This window comes from Woeseia sp. D3-10, assembly GCF_055809415.1.
Genome location: NZ_JBVVTW010000007.1, coordinates 620313 through 639627, shown reverse-complemented (window position 1 = coordinate 639627; position 19315 = coordinate 620313). Strand labels below are relative to the sequence as shown.

15 protein-coding genes are annotated in these 19315 nt (G+C 57.1%); 8 read left to right on the top strand and 7 right to left on the bottom strand.

Translation table 11 applies throughout. The annotated features are described in order from the left end of the window. The 5 genes from AC0L8N_RS03675 to AC0L8N_RS03655 form a co-directional block, all read right to left on the bottom strand. Nucleotides 1–735, bottom strand: a complete 735-nt coding sequence (locus tag AC0L8N_RS03675; protein WP_473670027.1) for an ABC transporter permease — start codon at nucleotides 733–735, stop codon at nucleotides 1–3. Nucleotides 736–743: 8 nt separating this feature from the next. Beyond that, a complete protein-coding gene (locus AC0L8N_RS03670; RefSeq protein ID WP_473666219.1) occupies nucleotides 744–1688 on the bottom strand; it encodes an ABC transporter ATP-binding protein in 945 nt (314 codons plus the stop codon). 331 nt (nucleotides 1689–2019) lie between these two features. Then, complete coding sequence (ggt, locus tag AC0L8N_RS03665) at nucleotides 2020–3750, bottom strand: gamma-glutamyltransferase (RefSeq protein WP_473666218.1); 1731 nt, start codon at nucleotides 3748–3750, stop codon at nucleotides 2020–2022. Between the two features lie 62 nt (nucleotides 3751–3812). Beyond that, entirely contained in the window at nucleotides 3813–4871 is a 1059-nt protein-coding gene (locus AC0L8N_RS03660) for an MBL fold metallo-hydrolase (protein ID WP_473666217.1), read from the bottom strand. Nucleotides 4872–4895: 24 nt separating this feature from the next. Continuing rightward, complete coding sequence (locus AC0L8N_RS03655; RefSeq protein ID WP_473666216.1) at nucleotides 4896–8384, bottom strand: indolepyruvate ferredoxin oxidoreductase family protein; 3489 nt, start codon at nucleotides 8382–8384, stop codon at nucleotides 4896–4898. Between the two features lie 170 nt (nucleotides 8385–8554). Here AC0L8N_RS03655 and AC0L8N_RS03650 point away from each other — a divergent pair, with 170 nt between their 5' ends. From AC0L8N_RS03650 to AC0L8N_RS03625, 6 genes are all read left to right on the top strand, one after another. Then, nucleotides 8555–9013 (top strand): Lrp/AsnC family transcriptional regulator, encoded by a 459-nt coding sequence (locus tag AC0L8N_RS03650; RefSeq protein WP_473666215.1) that lies wholly within the window; start codon nucleotides 8555–8557, stop codon nucleotides 9011–9013. A 197-nt stretch (nucleotides 9014–9210) separates the two neighbouring features. Further along, nucleotides 9211–9768 carry a 3-hydroxyacyl-[acyl-carrier-protein] dehydratase FabA gene (fabA, locus tag AC0L8N_RS03645; RefSeq protein WP_473666214.1) on the top strand — a complete coding sequence of 186 codons (558 nt, stop codon included), beginning with the start codon at nucleotides 9211–9213 and terminating at the stop codon, nucleotides 9766–9768. 9 nt (nucleotides 9769–9777) lie between these two features. Beyond that, nucleotides 9778–10989, top strand: coding sequence for a beta-ketoacyl-ACP synthase I (gene fabB / locus AC0L8N_RS03640; protein ID WP_473666213.1), 1212 nt, complete (start codon nucleotides 9778–9780; stop codon nucleotides 10987–10989). 73 nt (nucleotides 10990–11062) lie between these two features. Next, nucleotides 11063–11908, top strand: coding sequence for an S-formylglutathione hydrolase (gene fghA, locus AC0L8N_RS03635; protein WP_473666212.1), 846 nt, complete (start codon nucleotides 11063–11065; stop codon nucleotides 11906–11908). Between the two features lie 16 nt (nucleotides 11909–11924). Then, nucleotides 11925–12734 (top strand): sulfite exporter TauE/SafE family protein, encoded by an 810-nt coding sequence (locus tag AC0L8N_RS03630; RefSeq protein WP_473666211.1) that lies wholly within the window; start codon nucleotides 11925–11927, stop codon nucleotides 12732–12734. A gap of 192 nt (nucleotides 12735–12926) precedes the next feature. After that, nucleotides 12927–14822, top strand: a complete 1896-nt coding sequence (locus AC0L8N_RS03625; protein WP_473666210.1) for a PAS domain-containing hybrid sensor histidine kinase/response regulator — start codon at nucleotides 12927–12929, stop codon at nucleotides 14820–14822. A 153-nt stretch (nucleotides 14823–14975) separates the two neighbouring features. Here AC0L8N_RS03625 and AC0L8N_RS03620 read toward each other — a convergent pair whose 3' ends face one another. Together AC0L8N_RS03620 and AC0L8N_RS03615 are read right to left on the bottom strand one after the other, a co-directional pair. After that, complete coding sequence (locus tag AC0L8N_RS03620; protein ID WP_473666209.1) at nucleotides 14976–15944, bottom strand: universal stress protein; 969 nt, start codon at nucleotides 15942–15944, stop codon at nucleotides 14976–14978. Between the two features lie 214 nt (nucleotides 15945–16158). Then, nucleotides 16159–16791 carry a response regulator transcription factor gene (locus tag AC0L8N_RS03615; RefSeq protein ID WP_473666208.1) on the bottom strand — a complete coding sequence of 211 codons (633 nt, stop codon included), beginning with the start codon at nucleotides 16789–16791 and terminating at the stop codon, nucleotides 16159–16161. Between the two features lie 160 nt (nucleotides 16792–16951). Between AC0L8N_RS03615 and AC0L8N_RS03610 the strand changes: the two genes are divergently transcribed. Together AC0L8N_RS03610 and ccoN are read left to right on the top strand one after the other, a co-directional pair. Then, nucleotides 16952–17773: a DUF2189 domain-containing protein gene (locus tag AC0L8N_RS03610; RefSeq protein ID WP_473666207.1), complete on the top strand. Its 822-nt coding sequence runs from the start codon at nucleotides 16952–16954 to the stop codon at nucleotides 17771–17773. 122 nt (nucleotides 17774–17895) lie between these two features. Next, nucleotides 17896–19311: a cytochrome-c oxidase, cbb3-type subunit I gene (gene ccoN, locus AC0L8N_RS03605; protein ID WP_473666206.1), complete on the top strand. Its 1416-nt coding sequence runs from the start codon at nucleotides 17896–17898 to the stop codon at nucleotides 19309–19311. The last annotated feature ends 4 nt before the right edge of the window (nucleotides 19312–19315 follow it).

Sequence of the window (19315 nt, the reverse complement as noted above, 5' to 3'; positions counted from 1 at the left end):
TCAGTCTGCCTGCTTCCATTGCAGGATGATTGTGTTGGCATACAGAAATGTGCCGATCAGCAGCGCGAAATAGCTGAGATCGCGAATATCAATAACGCCTTTGCTGATGCTGGCAAAATGTGTCAGGAAACTGAGGCTCGCAATTGCATCGACAACCGCCTGTGGCGCCCAGCCTGAGAACAGATCGAGTACCAGCGGGAATCCTGACAACAGGAAGCCGAAGCAGACAACCACAGTAATGATGAAGGCGATGACCTGGTTGCGGGTGGTTGCAGAGATGCAGGCACCAATGGCGAGGAAGCCCCCTGCCATCAGCAGGCTGCCCAGATAAGCGGCGAGTATCGCGCCGTTGTCCGGGTCGCCCAGGTAGTTGACTGTCAGCCAGACGGGAAACGTCAGGACGAGAGCGATGCCGGCAAACAGCCATGCTGCAAGGAATTTTCCAAGAACAGCCTGCCAGGGAGTCAGCGGCAACGTCATGAGCAGTTCGATGCTTCCGGACTTCCGCTCTTCGGCCCACAAGCGCATGGAAATAGCCGGTACCAGAAACAGGTACAGCCACGGATGGTAGTTAAAAAAGGGCGCCAGATCCGCTTGTCCCCGTTCGTAAAAACCGCCGAGGTAAAACGTGAACGCGCCCATCAGCACCAGAAAAATGACAATGAAAACGTAGGCTACGGGCGTTGCGAAATAGGCGTTCAGTTCGCGGCGCAGCAACGCGCGAATAAGATCGATTTGTTGACTCACGCTTCGGCACCTCCCGTAATCTGGCGAAAGACATCGTCAAGTCGTCCCGCTTCCAGTTGCAGGCTGGCAACCGGCCAGTCCTGTTGTTCAACCATGCTGGCGATGGCGCGCAGGCTGACAGAGCCGTCATTGCCTGCGACGGTCAGAGCGGTGATGGCTTTTCGTTTGGCGTGACTTTCTACGCTCGCAACGCTGTCGAGTTTTCTGATGGCAGCCGCTATTGACTCGACGTCTTGCTCACGCGTCAGCGTCAAGTGCACGGCGTTGTGATATTTGGAACGGGCGGCAAGTTCGGCCGGTGTATCGTCAGCGAGAATCTTTCCTTGCGCAATGATGATTGCCCGACTGCAGACAGCTTCAACTTCTTCGAGTATGTGGGTCGAGATGACAATCAGCTTGTTGCGTGCCATGGATTCAATCAGCGAGCGCACTTCGTGTTTTTGATTGGGGTCCAGTCCGTCGGTGGGTTCATCAAGTATCAGAACTTCCGGATCGTGCAGGATTGCCTGGGCGAGTCCGACACGGCGCTTGAAGCCTTTTGACAAGGTATCAATCGACTGGTGCAAGACGTCGTCGAGGTGCAGGTCGGCTATTACTTCAGCTATGCGTGACTCCCGGTGCTCTCCGCGCAAGCCACGCATGTCGGCTATGAATTGGAGAAAGGACGCTGGCGTCATCTCCGGATAACTCGGAGCGCCTTCGGGGAGGTAACCGAGCTTCTGTCGGGCCTGAATAGCATCACGTTCGACGTCATGACCACACACGGACGCCCGCCCGCCGCTGGGCGCGACGAAGCCCGTGATCATTTTCATGGTGGTCGATTTGCCGGCACCGTTCGGACCGAGAAAACCGAGCACCTCGCCGGGCTCGCAGGTGAAACTAAGGTCATCAACGACGGCGCGTTGACCGTAGTACTTGCTCAGATGTCCAATCTCAATCATCGCTGCAGAATTGACTCCCCATGGCAAATTTCGCTGCACTTTTTAGCAAAAAGAAAATGCATCATCAAGATGTCTGGAGCGGCCAATGACCGTGTCGTCGAACCGCCGGTTTGAGGGCTGGTTAAGTCCCGGATGTAGCGGTCGAACGCGGTTGTTGAACGCTCCCGCCAACGTGGCGGCGATTCACGCATTTCGTCCGACCGCGCGGCCAAGTAGAAGTTCTTCGTCGTGAATCGGGCAAGCGGTTTGCCGGGCGTGGCAAAAAAAAGTCCCGGAGCAAGGCTCCGGGACCGTCGTGAGGCACTACGTGGGATGCCGGTCTGGCGGTCGTCTAGTTCCGGCTGAGCGGCAAGTCGGCAACAACGCGGGACTGTCCGCGATTGCGCGGGTCGGACGCCGGAAGCAGCTTTCCATTGTCGCGCCAGATTACCTGCATGTCGCCAAATTCCCATTGATGCGGAACGGCTTTGTAACCGATATCGCCGAGGGCGGAGACAGTTTCGTTCGATAACGGCCGACCGGGGCTGAAGGTGATTTCGTCAGCGGGCAGCAACTGGTGATGGAAACGGGTTGCGCCGATGGCCTGATCGGGTGTCATCCCGAAGTCGACGATATTGACGATAGTCTGGAACACCGATGTGAAGATTGTTGTTCCTCCGGGTGTGCCGACAACCATTTCTACGTTGCCGTCTTTGAGGAGCAGCGTTGGCGACATCGACGAGAGCATGCGTTTGCCCGGTTGAATTTCGTTTGCGGTGTTTCCCATAACGCCGTAGGTATTGGGCACACCGGCTTTCACACTGAAGTCATCCATCTCGTCATTGAGCAGGAAGCCCGCACCTTCTACGACGACACCGCTGCCGAAGCCGATGTTCAGCGTGTAGGTATTTGAAACGGCATTGCCCCATTGATCGAGCACCGAGTAGTGCGTGGTGTCCGGTGACTCAAGGCCTGGCCCTGCTGCATCGACGGTTGAAATGGTGTGTGGATTAACCTGTTGCGCGCGCATCGCGATGTACTCGTCTGACAGCAGCTCGTCCATGCGATTGTCGACGTAGTCAGGGTCGCCAAGGTACTCGGCGCGATCGGCAAATACCCGTTTCTCGATTTCAGCGACCAGGTGTATGTACTTGGGTGAGTTGTGTCCAAGACCGTTGAACTGGTCGGCAAGGTAGTCCTTGATTTTCAGCAGCTGGATCACGGCGAAACCACCCGAGCTGGGTGGTGGTGCTGACAACAATTCGTAACCGCGCCAGTTGGATCGCAAAGGCTCTCGCCAAACAGCTTTGTAACGATCAAGATCGGCCATCGTGATAAGGCCATCGCCCCGTGCCATTTCGGCAACCAGCAGTTCGGCGGTCTTACCGCGATAGAAATCGTCGGGGCCCTGTTCTGCTATTCGTTGCAAAGTAGCCGCGAGTTCCGGCTGGCGGAACGTTTCGCCTGCCACCATCTTGCCGAAGTACTTGCTGAAGTTGGTCTTGTCACCAAACCAGCCGTCCATGGTTTTCATGCCGCTGCCCAGCGATTCGGCAACAACAAATCCGTCTTCGGCCAGTGCCACGGCGGGCATGATCAGGTCTTTCCAGGGCAAGGTGCCGTAGCGCTTGTGCGCTTCCCACATGCCGGCAACGGTGCCAGGGACACCGACGGCGCGATGACCGACGAGGCTTGCGCCTTCAATAACGTCACCGTTCTCGTCAAGGTACATATCGCGATGCGCGGCCAGCGGTGCTGTTTCGCGGTAATCAACGAAGCTGGCTTTGCCTTCCATCTGAATAAGCATGAAGCCACCGCCGCCGATATTGCCTGCTTCGGGGTAGGTAACGGCGAGGGCAAAGCCGGCGGCGACGGCGGCATCGACCGCGTTACCGCCCGCTCGCAGGATGTCTTCGGCCACTTGTGCGCCGTATTGATCAGGCATGGCCACCGCCGCGCTGCCGGTCGTCGGCGCGGCTTTCGCGGGTGCCGTTGTCGAGCTGTTTTGCGGGGGTTCGCCGGGCGAGCAGGCGATTAACAGCAGGCTGAGTAACAGGGTCAGGTTCAGTTGCAGGCGTCGCATATCCACTCCAAAGGCACTCGGGATAGGCGGCATTCTGGCACGAACGTGAACGGTCAGGACAGCTAAGAGGCGTTATTTTCCCCGGATGCCGCTTCGTACCAATGCACGCCCTCAGCGTCCGTGAAGCGCGTGATGCGCTCGCGTATGAGTAACCAGTTGAGGTGCGCGATGGCCTCGCCGGTGGCCATGATCAGCTGGCTGCTGGCAATCTCCCGGCGAAACAGGGCGGGAAAGACGTCAATCGCACGTTGCGGTGTCTGGCACAGCGCGGCCGTTTTATCGAGACCTGCTTCGTGCTCGGCACGCAGTGCGGCGAGCCGCGACTTTACGCCGCGAAACGGTTTGCCGTGCGCCGGCAAGACGAGTACGTCGTCAGGTAGTCTTGCTGCCAGGCGGTCTATGGACGTTAGCCAGTCATGCAGCGGGTCTGCCAGTGGATCGGTTGGGAACACACTGACGTTGGATGAGATGCTTGGCAGAATCTGGTCGCCGGATATCAATACATTCAGCTCGGCGCAGTACAGGCAGGCATGCTCCGGCGAGTGGCCATTGCCAACAATGATTTCCCATTGTCGGCCACCGAGTGTGAGTATGTCGCCGTCTCGCAGGCGTGAGTATGACCCCGGAAGTCGCGACATGGCCCGGCCGAACAGATTGAACATCTTCTGGTACTTGTCGGTTGCCTCGGCGGGAAAGCCAGCGGCACGGTAGAAGCGCACGCCAGCATCGTTATCCGGCCGCTCGGTCTTGCTGGTCAGTTGTCGGCACAGCAGGTATTCGCCGCGGGTCATGTGCAGGTCGGTGTCGCAGCGGCGACAAAGCCAGCCCGCATTGCCGACATGGTCCGGGTGCAGGTGGGTCGCGATGACGCGGTTCACTGCACGGCCGTGCATGTAGCCGGCTAAGGTGGATTCCCAGACGGCCTTGGACTCTTCGGAATGCAGCCCGGTATCGACGATGACCCATTCGTCATCATCCTCAAGCAACCACAAATTGATATGCGACAACGCGAACGGCAGTGGCATACGCAGCCAGTGCACGCCCCCGGCTACTGGCGTCGCCGTGCCAGTGGCCGGGGTGCTTGCGAACTCGTATTCAATCCCGGGCGTGCGAGCCACCATAGGTAGTTCCGTTCACTAACATGGTCAGGCGGCCTGTTGCTGGCCAGAGGTGTAATTGCGTAGTGCATCTTCCAGCCGCTGACGTACGGATGCAACCGCCTCGTCTTTCACCGGTCCGTAACCGCGAATTTCCATGAACAACGAAACGATATCTGCCGCATCGTCGCAATTGTTCTTGTCGAGGTTATTGAGCACGGCATCGACCGTCTGTTCGAACTCAACGATCAGCGCGCGTTCCATGCGCCGTTCAGCGGTGTAGCCGAATATGTCGAACGGCCCGCCACGCAACCCTTTGAGTCGGGCAAGGGTTCGGAATACCGGGACAATCCAGCTGCCGAATTCTTTCTTGAACGGCCGACCGCGTGCATCGAGTTTGCCACCTAGCGTCGGCGGCGCGAGATGAAAGCGCAATTTCGCCTGCGGACCGTGTTCTTTACGGAGTGCGTCTATAAAGCCTGTGCTGGTGTGCAGGCGTGCGACTTCGTACTCGTCTTTGTACGCCAGAGTCTTGAAGTAGGCGCGTACCGTTGCATCGGTCAGTTTCATGGAACTGTTGCCAACCGCCGTTTCCGCATCGCGTACACGGTTGATGAGTGCTTCAAAACGCGAGCCGAGTTTCTCGTCCTGATAGTCGGTGAGAAACGCTTTGCGTCGCTCCACCATCTCTTCCAGAGTTTCATCGCGAACCGGAGCCAGCAACGGTGCCAGCAATTCCTTTTCCAGTATCGCCGGGGCTGCGGAGGCAAGACGCCCGTACGCGAATGCCTTGGTGTTGTTTTCCAGATCGACGCCGTTCAGTTCGATGGCGCGCAGCATGGCCTCTAACGAAACAGGGACCAGGCCGGACTGCCACGCAAAGCCAAGCAACAGGACGTTCGCGTAAATGGTGTTGCCGAGCAGTTTTTCCGAGAGTTGGTTAGCGCCCACAAGCGACAATTGCTCATCGCCTACGATGTTGCGGATGGCACTGACGCGGTCGGATGCGCGCAGATTGGCGTCACGGTGACGAACGAAATCGGCCGTCGGCATCTCGGTTGCATTCAATACCACGCGGGTGTGGTCGGCCTTGTAGGTCTTTGATGCCTGTGGCGAGGAACTCACAACAAGATCGCAGCCAATCAGTGCGTCAGCACGCTGCTCGTCGATACGAACCTGGTTCAGCTTGTCCGGGTTATCGGCAATTCGGATATAGCTCAGTACCGGGCCAAACTTCTGCGCGAAGCCGGTAAAGTCCAGCACGCTGGCGCCTTTGCCTTCCAGATGCGCGGCCATGGTAATCAAAGCGCCGACGGTGATAACGCCGGTGCCGCCAACGCCGGTAACCAGCAGGTCATAGCTTTCCAGATTAGTACTGCTCGATGGCAATGGTAGCCGGGCCAGGTGATCGTGCGGGAAGTCGGGCAGCGTGCGGGCGGTGTTGTTCTTCGCTGGATCCGCACCGTGCACGGTGACAAAGCTGGGGCAAAACCCGTTCACGCAGGAAAAGTCTTTGTTGCAGGTGTTCTGGTCAATCTGCCGTTTGCGGCCAAACGGTGTGTCTTTCGGCACGACCGACAAGCAGTTCGATTCGACTGAGCAATCGCCACAACCCTCGCAGACGAGGTCATTGATGACCGCGATCTTGCGCGGGTTTTCCATCTTGCCGCGTTTGCGCAGGCGGCGTTTTTCGGTTGCACAGGTTTGTGCATAAATCAGCACGGTAACGCCCTTGATTTCACGCAACTCGCGCTGGATGGAATCCATTTCACGTCGGTGAGAAATCGTGGTGCCAGCCGGAAAATCGTCGCGACTGAACCGTTCCGGTTCGTCGGATACCAGTGCGATTCGTTGCACGCCCTCAGCACGCACGGAATGAGCCACCGCTTCGATGGTCAACGGACCGTCAACCGGCTGACCACCGGTCATCGCAACGGCGTCGTTAAACAGCACTTTGTAAGTGATATTGGTTTTCGCGGCGATGGCCTGACGTATGGCCATGGAGCCTGAATGATAGAAAGTGCCGTCACCCAGGTTCTGGAAGGTATGCGGCTCTCCGGAGAACATCGAGCGCGGGATCCAGTTGATGCCTTCGCCGCCCATCTGAATGAGTCCGTTGGTATCGCGATCCATCCACGAGGCCATGAAATGACAACCGATGCCAGCGAGTGACTGGGAGCCTTCCGGTACTTTGGTGGAGGTATTGTGCGGGCAGCCGGAGCAGAAATAGGGCGTGCGCTTTGCGCCACTGATTTCCACAGGCAACTGATTGCGGTTCACCAGTGCATCGGCGCGCGCCCGCAGGTTGAGTCCGGGCATCGCGGCATCGAGCCGCTTTGCGACGATCTCGGCAAGCTGGATCGGTGCCAGCTCGCCGATCCAGGGAACCAGGCGTTCGCCGTTCTCGTCTTCCTTGCCAACCATCCGTTGTGGTTTGCGGCCCGGGTAGTCGTAGAAATATTCTTTAAACTGGCTTTCGATAATGCCGCGCTTTTCTTCGATCACCAGCACTTCGTGCTTGTCCTGTACGAAATTAAGTGCGGAATCGTGGGCTAGCGGCCAGACCATACCGACTTTGTAAACTTCGATACCGAGTCGGCGTGCTTCGCTTTGGTCAATCCCGAGCAGGCGCAGCGCTTCCATCAGGTCGTGGTGCGCCTTACCGGTGGTGACGATGCCGTAGCGAGCCTTGTCCGATTTCCAGATTGTGCGATCAATCGGGTTTGCTTTGGCGAACGCCAGGGTGGCGGCTTTTTTCCACTCCATTCGTTCTTCAATTTGCGGGCCTGGGAAATCGGGCCAGCGGATGTGTAGTCCGCCGGGGGGAGGCACGAAATCCGTTGGGGTAACAAATTGCGGGTAAGGGGGGAGTTCGATCGACATGCCGGACTCGACGGTTTCGGAAACCGCCTTGAAGCCGACCCACATGCCGGAATAGCGTGACAAGGCAATGCCGTACAAGCCGTACTCAAGGTATTCGGCGATATTGGCCGGCGCCAGATTTGGCATGAACCAGGAGAGAAAGGCGACATCCGATTGATGCGGCATCGATGAGGATACGCAGCCGTGATCGTCGCCAGCAATTACCAGCACGCCACCGTGCGGCGAGCTGCCGTACGCGTTGCCGTGTTTCAACGCATCGCCCGAGCGATCAATGCCGGGGCCCTTGCCGTACCACATGCCAAACACGCCATCGACTTCGCGTTTCGGGTCTGCTTCGACTTGTTGTGTGCCCAGCATGGCCGTTGCAGCGAGGTCTTCGTTGACGGCTGCCAGGAAGCGAACGTTGCTCTCTTCCAAAAAGGCTTTCGCGCGCCACATTTCCATGTCCACGCCACCCAGCGGCGAACCGCGGTAGCCACTGACAAAGCCGGCCGTGTTAAGGCCACGGGCCTGGTCCATAGCGCGCTGCATCAGCGCAATGCGTACCAGTGCCTGGGTTCCGGTCAGGAAGACCCGGCCGGACTCACGCCGATAGCGATCATTGAGCTCGTAGTTGTCGAGTGGGTAGCGAAGTGAGTTTGCAGCACTGGGCATTGCGGTTTCCCCCGGAAACGGACGCGTGGATCAGCGCAATATAATGGCAGAATCCCCGCGCAAGCGGATGCCAAATTTGCTGTAAAATGAGGGAAAATAGATATACAGTTTCGTTTTTATTAAAAAATTGAGATAATTTTGCGTAATTGCTCAGAAAAGGCAAAATTCGCATGTTGAATGAGAAAGATCGCGCCATCCTCCGTGAGTTGCAGCAGGACAGTCGGGTAACCATGCAGCAGCTTGCTGCCCACGTGGGTTTGTCGGCGTCGGCCTGCTGGCGCCGCGTGCGGGCACTAGAAGAGGCCGGCGTAATCGAGCGCTATGCGGTACAGGTGAATGCCCGCAAAGCTGGCTTCATGTTGTCGTCGATGACGCTGGTATCGCTGGAACGGCACGAGAGGCACCACGTCGACGACTTCGTGACGGAGATTCTGCGGCACCCTGAAGTTCTGGAGTGCTTTGCTACCAGTGGTGAGGCCGACTTTCACCTGCGCGTGGTTGTGGAGGACATGGACGCTTATAACCGCTTTCTTGACGACTTCATTTTCAAGCTGCCGGGTGTCTCGCAGGTGCGTTCAAATATCGTTCTGAAAGAAATTAAAGCGGACAGTGCTCTGCCGTTTCGGTGAGTGCGTTGGTCCCCGTGGTGGTTGCCGCGGCACTTGATTTCGAAGCGCGTTCTCATGCTGCAACGCGTCATGGGTCTGCCGGTGCTGCACTGCAACTCGCGAATTTGTAAGGAAGTTGCGGTTGTGGTTGGGTAAGATACGCCCCTTCGCCGCCACGGCGGACGGACCAACCGCAGACTTACCGCGCCGGAGCGCTAATGACCGACCAGAAAACAACCAGTGGCACCGAAGGTTGCCCTGAAGGCCGCAAGACGGCTTACGACTACGACGAACTGATTGCCTGCGGGCGGGGGGAACTGTTCGAAGCGGACAGCGGCCGCTTGCCATTGCCGGATATGTTGATGACCGATCGGATCAAGGTCATTCGCAATGACGGTGGCTTGTACGGTAAGGGTGAGATCATCGCCGAGTTGGATATCAATCCCGACATGTGGTTTTTCAAATGCCATTTCGAAGGCGACCCGGTAATGCCTGGCTGCCTCGGTCTTGATGCGTTGTGGCAACTCGTTGGCTTTTTCCTGGTTTGGTCCGGGCACAAAGGCAAAGGTCGGGCACTCGGTGTTGGCAAGGTCAAATTCTCTGGTCAGGTTTTGCCGACTGCGAAGAAGGTGACTTTCCGGCTCAATATCAAACGGCTGATCACTCGCAAACTGGTGCTGGCAATTGCCGATGGCACGGTTGACGTTGATGGTCGCGAAATTTATACGGCTGAAGACTTGCGTGTTGGCCTGTTCATCTCCACTGACGATTTTTAGGATTCAAGAATGCGGCGAGTAGTAATCACCGGACTGGGTGTCGTTTCCTGCCTCGGCAGCACACGTGAAGCAGTGCTGGAGTCGTTGCGTGCTGGCCGCTCTGGTATCAGCGCAAACGAGAAATACAAGGAAATGGGATTGCGTAGCCAGATTGCCGGAAGCGTTGATCTGAATATCGAAGACCATATCGATCGCAAGGTGCGTCGCTTCATGGGCGATGCCGCGGCGTATTCGTACATTGCGATGCAGCAAGCCATTGACGATTCCGGTCTTAGTGATTCGCAGGTATCCAACCCGCGCACTGGCTTGATTGCCGCGTCCGGTGGCGCTTCGAGTGCCAACATCGTTGCGAGCGCAGACACACTGCGGGCAAAGGGTGTACGGAGAATTGGTCCTTACATGGTGCCACGCACTATGGGCAGTACGGTTTCCGCCTGCCTTGCAACACCGTTCAAGATCAAGGGCGTGAACTATTCCATCACCTCTGCCTGCGCAACGAGCGCGCATTGCATTGGTGCCGCGATGGAGCAGATTCAACTTGGCAAGCAGGATGTTGTGTTTGCTGGCGGTGGCGAAGAGGAAGACTGGACACTGGCGAGTCTGTTCGATGCGATGGGCGCTCTGTCCACAAAATACAACGATGCGCCGGCCACGGCATCGCGCCCTTATGACGAAACCCGCGATGGCTTCGTGATCGCGGCGGGCGCTGGCATGGTGGTGGTCGAGTCACTGGAACACGCGGAAGCCCGAGGCGCTGATATTTATGCAGAGATCGTGGGCTACGGTGCAACCTCGGATGGTTATGACATGGTTGCTCCCTCAGGCGAGGGCGCGGTTCGTTGCATGCGACTGGCGAGCGATACCGTCGATGCCCCGATTGACTACATTAATACGCATGGCACCAGTACGCCGGTAGGTGATACCACCGAGCTGAAGGCCATTCGTGAAATTTTCGGGGAGCAAATTCCGCGGTTCTCTTCCAGCAAATCGATGTGTGGGCATTCGCTGGGTGCGACCGGTGTACAGGAGGCGATCCATTGCCTGCTGATGCTCAAGAACGATTTCATCGCGCCATCCATTAACGTCGTTAATCGCGATCCCGAACTCGGTGATATGCCGCTGGTAACGGAGTGCGTTGAGAATGCGGGCATCAAGACAGCGATGTCGAACAGTTTCGGTTTCGGCGGAACCAATGCAACGCTGGTAATGCAACGAAAATAAGCGGCGCTAACAACAGGACATACTGAGTCCGAATGACGATGCGGCGCAACCAGCGTTGCTAACGGCGAGCACTATGGAAACGATCAGCGAACACGCCTGCTATGACGGCAAAGTGGGATTTTACCGTCACGACTCCCGGGTCAATAACTGCAGCATGCAGTTCTCCGTTTTCACGCCTGCGCAAGCGAAAAAAGCGCCAGTGCCGGTCATCACTTACCTTGCCGGTCTGACCTGCACGGAAGAAACGTTCATGGCCAAAGGCGGCGCACAACGGGTCGCTGATGAACTGGGTCTGATGCTGGTCGCCGTAGACACCAGTCCGCGTGGCGATGGCGTTCCCGATGATGCACAGCAGGGGTATGACATGGGGCTGGGCGCGGGCTTTTACCTGAACGCGACGCAGACGCCGTGGAATCATCATTACCACATGTACGACTACGTAAGCCGCGAACTGCCAGAATTACTGTTCAATGAATTTCGCGGAGACCCTGCGCGGCAAGGAATTTTCGGTCACTCGATGGGTGGTCATGGCGCGTTGACCATCGGCCTCCGGAACCCGGGGATTTACCGTTCGATTTCTGCCTTCGCGCCGATCTGCAGCCCGATGAACTGCCCTTGGGGACATAAGGCGCTTGCTTATTACCTTGGCGAAGACCGGGATACCTGGCGTGACTATGACGCAACCGAGGTGGTCAAAAACCTGCACGAAGTTCCGGAGCATGCCGTGCTTGTCGATCAGGGCATGGCCGATCAGTTTCTGGCCCAACAGCTGAATCCGGATTTGTTTGAAGCGGCGTGCGCGGCTCGCGGTGTGCACTTAACGATGCGCCGCCACGAGGGTTTTGATCACGGCTACTACTTCATTTCCACGTTCATGGAAGATCACTTGCGGCATCACGCACGGATACTGAGCGCCTGATACGGCGCCGTCGTCGATGAACGATTTGCTGCTGCTGGCGCTGGCAATGCTTGCGACAGGTGCGGTCGGCGGTGTACTCGCGGGACTGTTCGGCATCGGTGGAGGCATTGTGATCGTGCCCGCACTGGATGCTGCTCTGTCGGCCGTTGGCACTGACCCGGCCATCCGCATGCACGTCGCTGTCGCAACCTCGCTGGCGACCATTATTCCAACGTCTATTGCATCTTCGCGTGCGCATCACCGACGCCAATCCGTGGACCTTGATTTGGTTCGGCGCTGGGCTGTGTTCGTCTTGCTGGGCGCTATTGCCGGTGCGTGGCTGGCGTCCCGCTTGCACAGCAACGTACTCGCTGCTGTATTCGCGGTTTTTGCGTTGCTGATTGCGATAAAAATGCTGCTGCCATTGGACGGCAAAACACTGGCGAATGACGTACCACGCAATGCTGCTATCACAGCGGTACCGTTCGCCATAGGCGGCGTATCCAGCATGATGGGTATTGGTGGCGGTACGCTAAGCGTTGCTGCGCTGACCTTGCTCAATCAGCCTATTCATCGCGCGGTAGGGACAGCCGCATTGTTTGGTCTCGTCATCAGCTTGCCGGGAACCTTGGGCTTTGTTGTAACCGGATTCGGTGATCCGCGTTTGCCGGTCGGCAGTCTGGGTTTCGTCAACGTCATTGGCTTTGCATTGATTGCGCCTACGACAGTGTTGCTGGCGCCGGTCGGCGCAGCGCTGGCACACTGTTTGTCGCAACGTCAGCTCAGCCTGATGTTCGGGGCCTTCCTGTTACTCGTATCAGTCCGCATGTTGAGTCGCGCTTTTTGAGGATATGCCTATGGTGTTGGACAGGCGCGCAATGGCGACACGTCAGGTGCTGGTATCTATAAGCGAACATTGGGCGCATGCAGCAGCGGCGAAAGTTGTGATCGGCGTATGCAAAAATACGTATGGCTTGGCCCAACTGTGGGATGGTTCGATATACATTGACAGGCATGGCATCAACAGTAGGGCAGTTGCATGAACACTATCCCCAGCGTTGCAGCAAAGTTTCTGGAGACGAGCACTGAAGCACTGTTGATCATCGACAGTCAGGGTGCCGTTGTCTTTGTGAATTCCGTGGCTGGAAAATTGTTCGGTTACGGTGCCGATGAGCTGCTTGGGGAAAAGATTGAAGTACTGATTCCGACCGAGGCTCGGGAGCGGCACGTGCGACACAGGCAACGCTATCGCGGTGCGCCACACGCCCGCCCGCTGGTCTCGGGCCTGAGCCTGCAAGGACAACGCAAGAACGGGGAAACGTTTGCTGCCGAAATTTCGCTGACGCCTGTCGAGAACGACGGCGAAACCCTGATTGCGAGTACGGTTCGGGATATCAGTGCCGGCGATGATTCCGAAGCGTATTTCCGGCACCTGCTGAAAGCGGCGCCTGACGCGATGGTGATCGTTGACGCGAACGGCCGGATAGCCATCGCTAACGACCAGTCCGAGAACATGTTTGGCTATAGTCACGATGAGCTGATTGGTCAGCCGATTGAGACCTTGTTGCCAACGAATGCCAGAGATCGACATGTGGGGCATCGACGTCGGTTCGCGGAGGATCCGCGCCTGCGGCCTATGGGCAGTGGCATGGAGCTATACGCCAGACGCGCGGATGGTTCCGAGTTTCCCGTTGAGATAAGTCTGAGTCCGATAACAGTCGCCAGTGGCATGTTTGTATCGAGTGTAATCCGTGACGTAACCGAACGACGCGAAATGGAGCGCGATCTCATCGAGGCACGCAAGTCTGCAGAACGCGCGCACAAGGCGAACACGGCATTTCTTGCTGCAGCAAGTCACGATCTGCGCCAGCCTGTCCAGGCACTTGGCCTGTTGGCCGGCGCCTTAAGACGTACCGTCAAAGATGAGCTTGCTCTCGAGATGATTGAAAGCCAGCAGCATTCGCTGGATGCGATGACGAATCTGTTGAATTCGTTGCTCGACATCAGTCGCCTTGATTCCGGTGCGATCACGCCGGCGACAGAAGAGTTTCCGGTGCAAAGGCTCATCGATCGCCTGACCGCAGAGTTTACTCGGCAGGCGCGGCAGAAGGGTCTGGATTTCGTGGTCAAGGCGAGCGACGCAATAGTGCGCAGCGATCCCAATTTGTTAAGCGAGATAATTCAGAACCTGGTATCGAATGCCGTTCGCTATACGAATCACGGTGAAGTGCAGCTGCTATGTCGTGTTGTTGACAATACATTGAGTATCGACGTCACCGATACGGGCATAGGTATATCGCGGGAACATTTTGAAAGTATTTTTCGGGAATTTCATCAGCTGAAATCCGATGCACCATCCAACGAAGGTTTTGGACTAGGTCTTGCGATCGTTCGGCGACTGGCTGACCTACTTGGTCATCAGGTCACTGTGGAATCGACTCCGGGCGAAGGATCCTGTTTCTCGGTGAACGTACCACTGGTTAGTAGTCCTGCAGTTTCCGCCGCCGATGCGGAAATCGTGGTGGCAAGTCAGGAAGACCTGCGTAAACGCGCGACCATACTGTTGGTAGAGGACGATCGCCGGGTCGCCGCGGCGTGGACGCTCTTGTTGCGCGCGGAGGGCTACCGGGTTGCCTTGGCAGATAGTGCAGACAGCGCGGAACAAGTTGCGATAGAGCTAGGCCAGCCACCCGATCTGATTGTGTCCGACTATCACCTGCTGGATGCATCCACGGGTGTGCAGGCCGTTGCAGCGATACGTCGCCACTTTGACACTGATTTACCTGCCTTTATCGTGAGCGGCGATACTTCGAAGGTTACGGATGACGCACGCGGTATCCACAATTGCGTGGTTCTCAGCAAGCCGGTAGATTCCGACGAATTACTCGCCCTCGCGCACAAAGTTATAGCCAGCGGGCAAGTCGATACGAACTAGGCATCGCACGCGCTCGTCAAACTGGAACGCAAAATGTACTGGTCAATCATGCGCAACTGGTAAAGCAGCGTTGGCCGTTCGGTGTATGCAAGGTTGACCGGCGGCGCGGCTGTGCCGTGCCGCCGGTAAGTTTCGCAATCGCCGGTAGTTGCGTTACGCCGCTTGGTTTTTCTCCCCAAGAATGTCGCTTGGCGTATGAAACCAGTCGGGTTTAATCACCAGCAAATCGCACGGCAGGTGATCCATCGTGCGCTCGGCCGTGGCGCCGATGAACAGACGCTTCCAGCGGTTTCGTGCGACCGCACCCATCACGATCACATCGGCGTTTTGTTCGGCGGCCAATGCTGGCAGTTCCTCGTGAGTCCTGCCTCGTACCAGGTGCGCATGGTCCTCGTCGATGCCATGGTATTTAGTGACTTCCTGAAAACGCTTGCCATGCTGCTCGCGCATTTGTTTGTCGATTTCGTCCATGGGGAGTGACACCGGCAAATAGGAGTTCGCTGTTGCCGTGGCAACCGCAATGCGTGGGTCGTAGGCGTGGAAGGCGCGAACCTCGCCATTGCAGCGGTCAGCAATCAGACGGCTGATGACTATGATTTCGTCGTCAAGAGCTGCGGGCTTGTCGTTCTCATTCATCGGGTCGATGGCGGCGATAATGACGGGTTTGTCCGCAAACGGTCGCGGTTTGACCAGCCATAACGGCGCTTTGCACAGGCGCATGAGTTGCCAATCGGTGTTGCTCAGCAAGAAACGTTGTGCGAGGGAATGATAGTGAGTGTCTTTCACAATGATATCGGCGTGGCTTTCCTCCGCGTGCCGCACAATACCTTCGTGCAACGGGTGATCCCAGCTGGCACTGACTGTAACCGTCAATCCTTTGTTTAGTAGTGGCTTGGCCAGCTTTTCCAGTCGTGCCTTTTGGTCGTCGATCACTTCTTTGCGTGCCTTACGCAATGATCGGGAATCGAAAAAACGATCACCGCTGAGGTATTCGTTGTAGTAGCAAACGAACAACTCGATCTCAGCCTGATTGCAAGCGGCAAGCCATGCCGCACGTTCCAGGGCCGGTTGTTCTGTGCTCGTTGGGTCAATGACACACAGGACCCGCGATATAGTCTTCATGCGTTAGCCTCCAGACAGCAAATTGGTCAGAACCCGTTTCGGGCTTCTACTCAAACTACCGCGCGGCCAGGCATCGCCCAATACGGCATCCTGCCTAGTTGGCCGTGGAAACTACTTATTTGCGGTGATTGCCGGTATCGCCGGCAGGTCTACAGAGTTCGCAGGCGACTTGTATATCGCTGTGGCGTGGCGGAGTCAGAGGAGGGGCGATCTGTCAGGCTGATCCGGGTGTCTGGTCGAGCAGGTGCATGCGCACCAGTTCGGGCAGGGATCTGGCTTCCATTTTTTCCATGACGCGGGCGCGATGAATTTCGACGGTGCGCTGACTGACACCCAGTTCGTGGGCTATTACCTTGTTGGCTTTGCCGGTAACCACGAGTTCCATGACTTCCCGCTCACGGCTGGTAAGCCGTTGCAGCCGCTCTTTAACCAGGGTGGCTTCGAACTGCGCGGTGCGCTGCCGACCGTCAGCTTCGATGGCGGCCGTTACCCGGTCGAGCAACTCCTGGTCGCGAAACGGCTTCTCGATAAAATCGAATGCACCTTTCTTGATGGCTTCTACGGCCATGGGTACATCGCCGAAGCCGGTTATGAAAATGATCGGTAAGCCACAATTTCGCTTCTGCAGTTCGTTCTGCAACTCAAGGCCGCCAATGCCCGGCATACGAATGTCCAGAATCAGGCAGCCAGTCCAGTCGGACGTGTAGGCCTCCAGGAAATCATTGCCGGAGGCAAACAACTGACAAGGTTGTCCGACGGATTTCATCAGGAACTCCATAGCCTGCCGTATCGCCGGATCGTCATCGACGATGTATACCGCTGGGCTACTGTTGTCTGCTGTGTTCACTGCATTTATTCCGTAAATCGATCCGTTGCGGCGTTCGCTCGCCGCGTTTTGCTTGCACCGGTACCGTCGCGCCGTACGTATATTCCACAGTCTGCGATAATTTCGCGATTGTGGTAACAGTGCAGACTGCACCAGTCGGAGTTCTGCACCGGGAGCACACATGATGCCAGAGAACGACGGTACATACAGTCGGGCCGAGATGCCGTTTGTTGCCCCGTGCCGTCGCCTGCCAGCATTGGCTGCGTTCGGCTGGCTGCGGGCAGGCATGCGTGACTGGCGGCAAGCGCCGCGAGCGAGCCTGGCGTATGGTTTTGCAATGACCGCAATTATGGCGTTGGTGTCGTTGCTCGCGCTCGCCTACGGCAGTGTCTGGCTCATGATCGCGATGCTGGGCGGCTTCGTGTTTCTGGCGCCGCTGGCGTGTGTTGGGCTGTACGCAATCAGCGCGCAGCTCGAACGCAGCACGCCACCGCAGATCAGCCGAAGTTTGCGGGCTGCATTTCGGCGGCACCTTGGCAACGAAATGGTATTCGCCATTATTTTGCTCGTCATTTTCCTTGTATGGGCGCGCGCGGGCGCCATGGTGAGCGTGTTCTTCCCGGAGTCGGGGCACCCGCTGGCGAGCGAGCTGGTGGCGTACCTCAGCGTCGGCAGCGCGGTCGGCGCGTTTTTCGCGGCGGTCACGTTTGCTGTGAGTGCGTTTTCCTTGCCGATGATCGTGCATCGCGATGTGGATACGGTCACGGCGGTAGTGACGTCGGTCAACGCGGTCTTGCGCAACAAGCTTGCGCTGTCAATCTGGTTGTTACTGGTGGTTGGCGGAGTGGTAATCGGCGTCGCAACCGCGTTCGTTGGTTTGGTGTTCATACTGCCGCTGATCGGCTACGCCGCCTGGCATGGTTATCTCGAAACCATCGATGCCAGCGCTTTTCCCCGTCACCGTATCGGTGTAACGGCAGAGCCACGAGTGCCCGAACCCTGATCGACTGCGCCTATCCCGGACAGCCATCAGGGTAATCCCGTATAGCCCGGACAATGCTCCCTGCCTATCGTCGCGCCTGGCAAGAAGAATGTCCTTCCAACGCTAAACGGGTGCCTGATTTCATGGATTCTCAAGCAACGTACAACGACAAAGTGGTACGCCAGTTCGCCATCATGACCGTGGTTTGGGGTGTTGTCGGCATGCTCGTGGGGCTGTATATCGCCGCTGAGCTGATCTGGCCCGGCCTCAGTTTCGATCTACCTTACCTGACCTACAGCCGGTTGCGTCCGTTGCACACCAACGCGGTGATATTTGCGTTTGGGGGTTGTGGTCTGTTCGCTACGGCCTATTACGTCGTGCAACGCACCTGCCATGTCCGCCTGGCCTTCGACAAATTGGCCGCGTTCACGTTTTGGGGCTGGCAACTTGTCATCGTCCTTGCCGCTATCACGCTTCCCTTGGGGATCACCCAGAGCAAGGAATATGCTGAACTGGAGTGGCCCATTGATCTGTTGATCGCGATAGTCTGGATAGCATTCGGCGCGGTTTTCCTGGGCACGATCGGCCGTCGTCGGGTCAAGCATATCTACGTTGCCAACTGGTTCTATGCGGCCTACATCATCACTGTGGCTGTGTTGCACATCTTTAACAACCTCGTTATTCCGGTATCGATGTGGAAGTCGTACCCGATTTATTCCGGCGTCGTCGATGCAATGATGCAATGGTGGTACGGGCACAATGCCGTAGGCTTTTTCCTGACCGCCGGCTTCCTCGGCATGATGTATTACTTCGTGCCGAAGCAGGCGGAGCGACCGGTGTATTCGTACCGCCTGTCAGTCGTGCATTTCTGGGCATTGATTGCGATCTACATGTGGGCAGGGCCGCATCATCTGCACTACACCTCCTTGCCGAACTGGGCGCAGTCAATCGGCATGGTGTTCTCGTTGATCCTGCTGGCGCCGTCCTGGGGCGGCATGATCAACGGCATGATGACCTTGTCAGGTGCCTGGCATAAGTTGCGTACCGACCCGATACTGAAATTCATGATCGTTGCGCTGTCGTTCTACGGCATGTCCACATTCGAAGGTCCGATGATGTCCATCAAGACCGTGAATGCGCTCTCGCACTACACGGACTGGACCATCGGCCATGTGCATTCGGGGGCGCTCGGCTGGGTGGCAATGATGACCATCGGCTCTCTGTACTGTTTGATTCCCCGCATCTTCAACAAGTCAGCCATGTACTCGACGCGATTGATTGATGTGCATTTCTGGACCTCGACTATTGGCGTGGTTCTGTACGCGGTATCGATGTGGATCGCCGGAATTACCCAGGGGCTGATGTGGCGTGCATTGAACGAGGACGGCACCTTGACCTACTCGTTTATCGAAAGCATCAAATTCACCTATCCGTACTACGGCATACGACTCCTCGGCGGCCTTGTTTTCTTCTCCGGCATGTTGGTCATGGTCTGGAACGTCTGGAAAACGATTGCGGATGTGAAGCCGCGCGCTGTTGCCGTCGTACAGCCTGCCTGAGGAA

Coding starts and splice junctions, on each gene's coding strand:
- AC0L8N_RS03650 (WP_473666215.1), top strand. CDS start 8,555: ATGTTGAATGAGAAAGATCGCGCCATCCTCCGTGAGTTGCAGCAGGAC.
- AC0L8N_RS03610 (WP_473666207.1), top strand. CDS start 16,952: ATGATGCCAGAGAACGACGGTACATACAGTCGGGCCGAGATGCCGTTT.
- fghA (WP_473666212.1), top strand. CDS start 11,063: ATGGAAACGATCAGCGAACACGCCTGCTATGACGGCAAAGTGGGATTT.
- fabB (WP_473666213.1), top strand. CDS start 9,778: ATGCGGCGAGTAGTAATCACCGGACTGGGTGTCGTTTCCTGCCTCGGC.
- AC0L8N_RS03620 (WP_473666209.1), bottom strand. CDS start 15,944: ATGAAGACTATATCGCGGGTCCTGTGTGTCATTGACCCAACGAGCACA.
- fabA (WP_473666214.1), top strand. CDS start 9,211: ATGACCGACCAGAAAACAACCAGTGGCACCGAAGGTTGCCCTGAAGGC.
- AC0L8N_RS03670 (WP_473666219.1), bottom strand. CDS start 1,688: ATGATTGAGATTGGACATCTGAGCAAGTACTACGGTCAACGCGCCGTC.
- AC0L8N_RS03630 (WP_473666211.1), top strand. CDS start 11,925: ATGAACGATTTGCTGCTGCTGGCGCTGGCAATGCTTGCGACAGGTGCG.
- ccoN (WP_473666206.1), top strand. CDS start 17,896: ATGGATTCTCAAGCAACGTACAACGACAAAGTGGTACGCCAGTTCGCC.
- AC0L8N_RS03625 (WP_473666210.1), top strand. CDS start 12,927: ATGAACACTATCCCCAGCGTTGCAGCAAAGTTTCTGGAGACGAGCACT.
- ggt (WP_473666218.1), bottom strand. CDS start 3,750: ATGCGACGCCTGCAACTGAACCTGACCCTGTTACTCAGCCTGCTGTTA.
- AC0L8N_RS03655 (WP_473666216.1), bottom strand. CDS start 8,384: ATGCCCAGTGCTGCAAACTCACTTCGCTACCCACTCGACAACTACGAG.
- AC0L8N_RS03660 (WP_473666217.1), bottom strand. CDS start 4,871: ATGGTGGCTCGCACGCCCGGGATTGAATACGAGTTCGCAAGCACCCCG.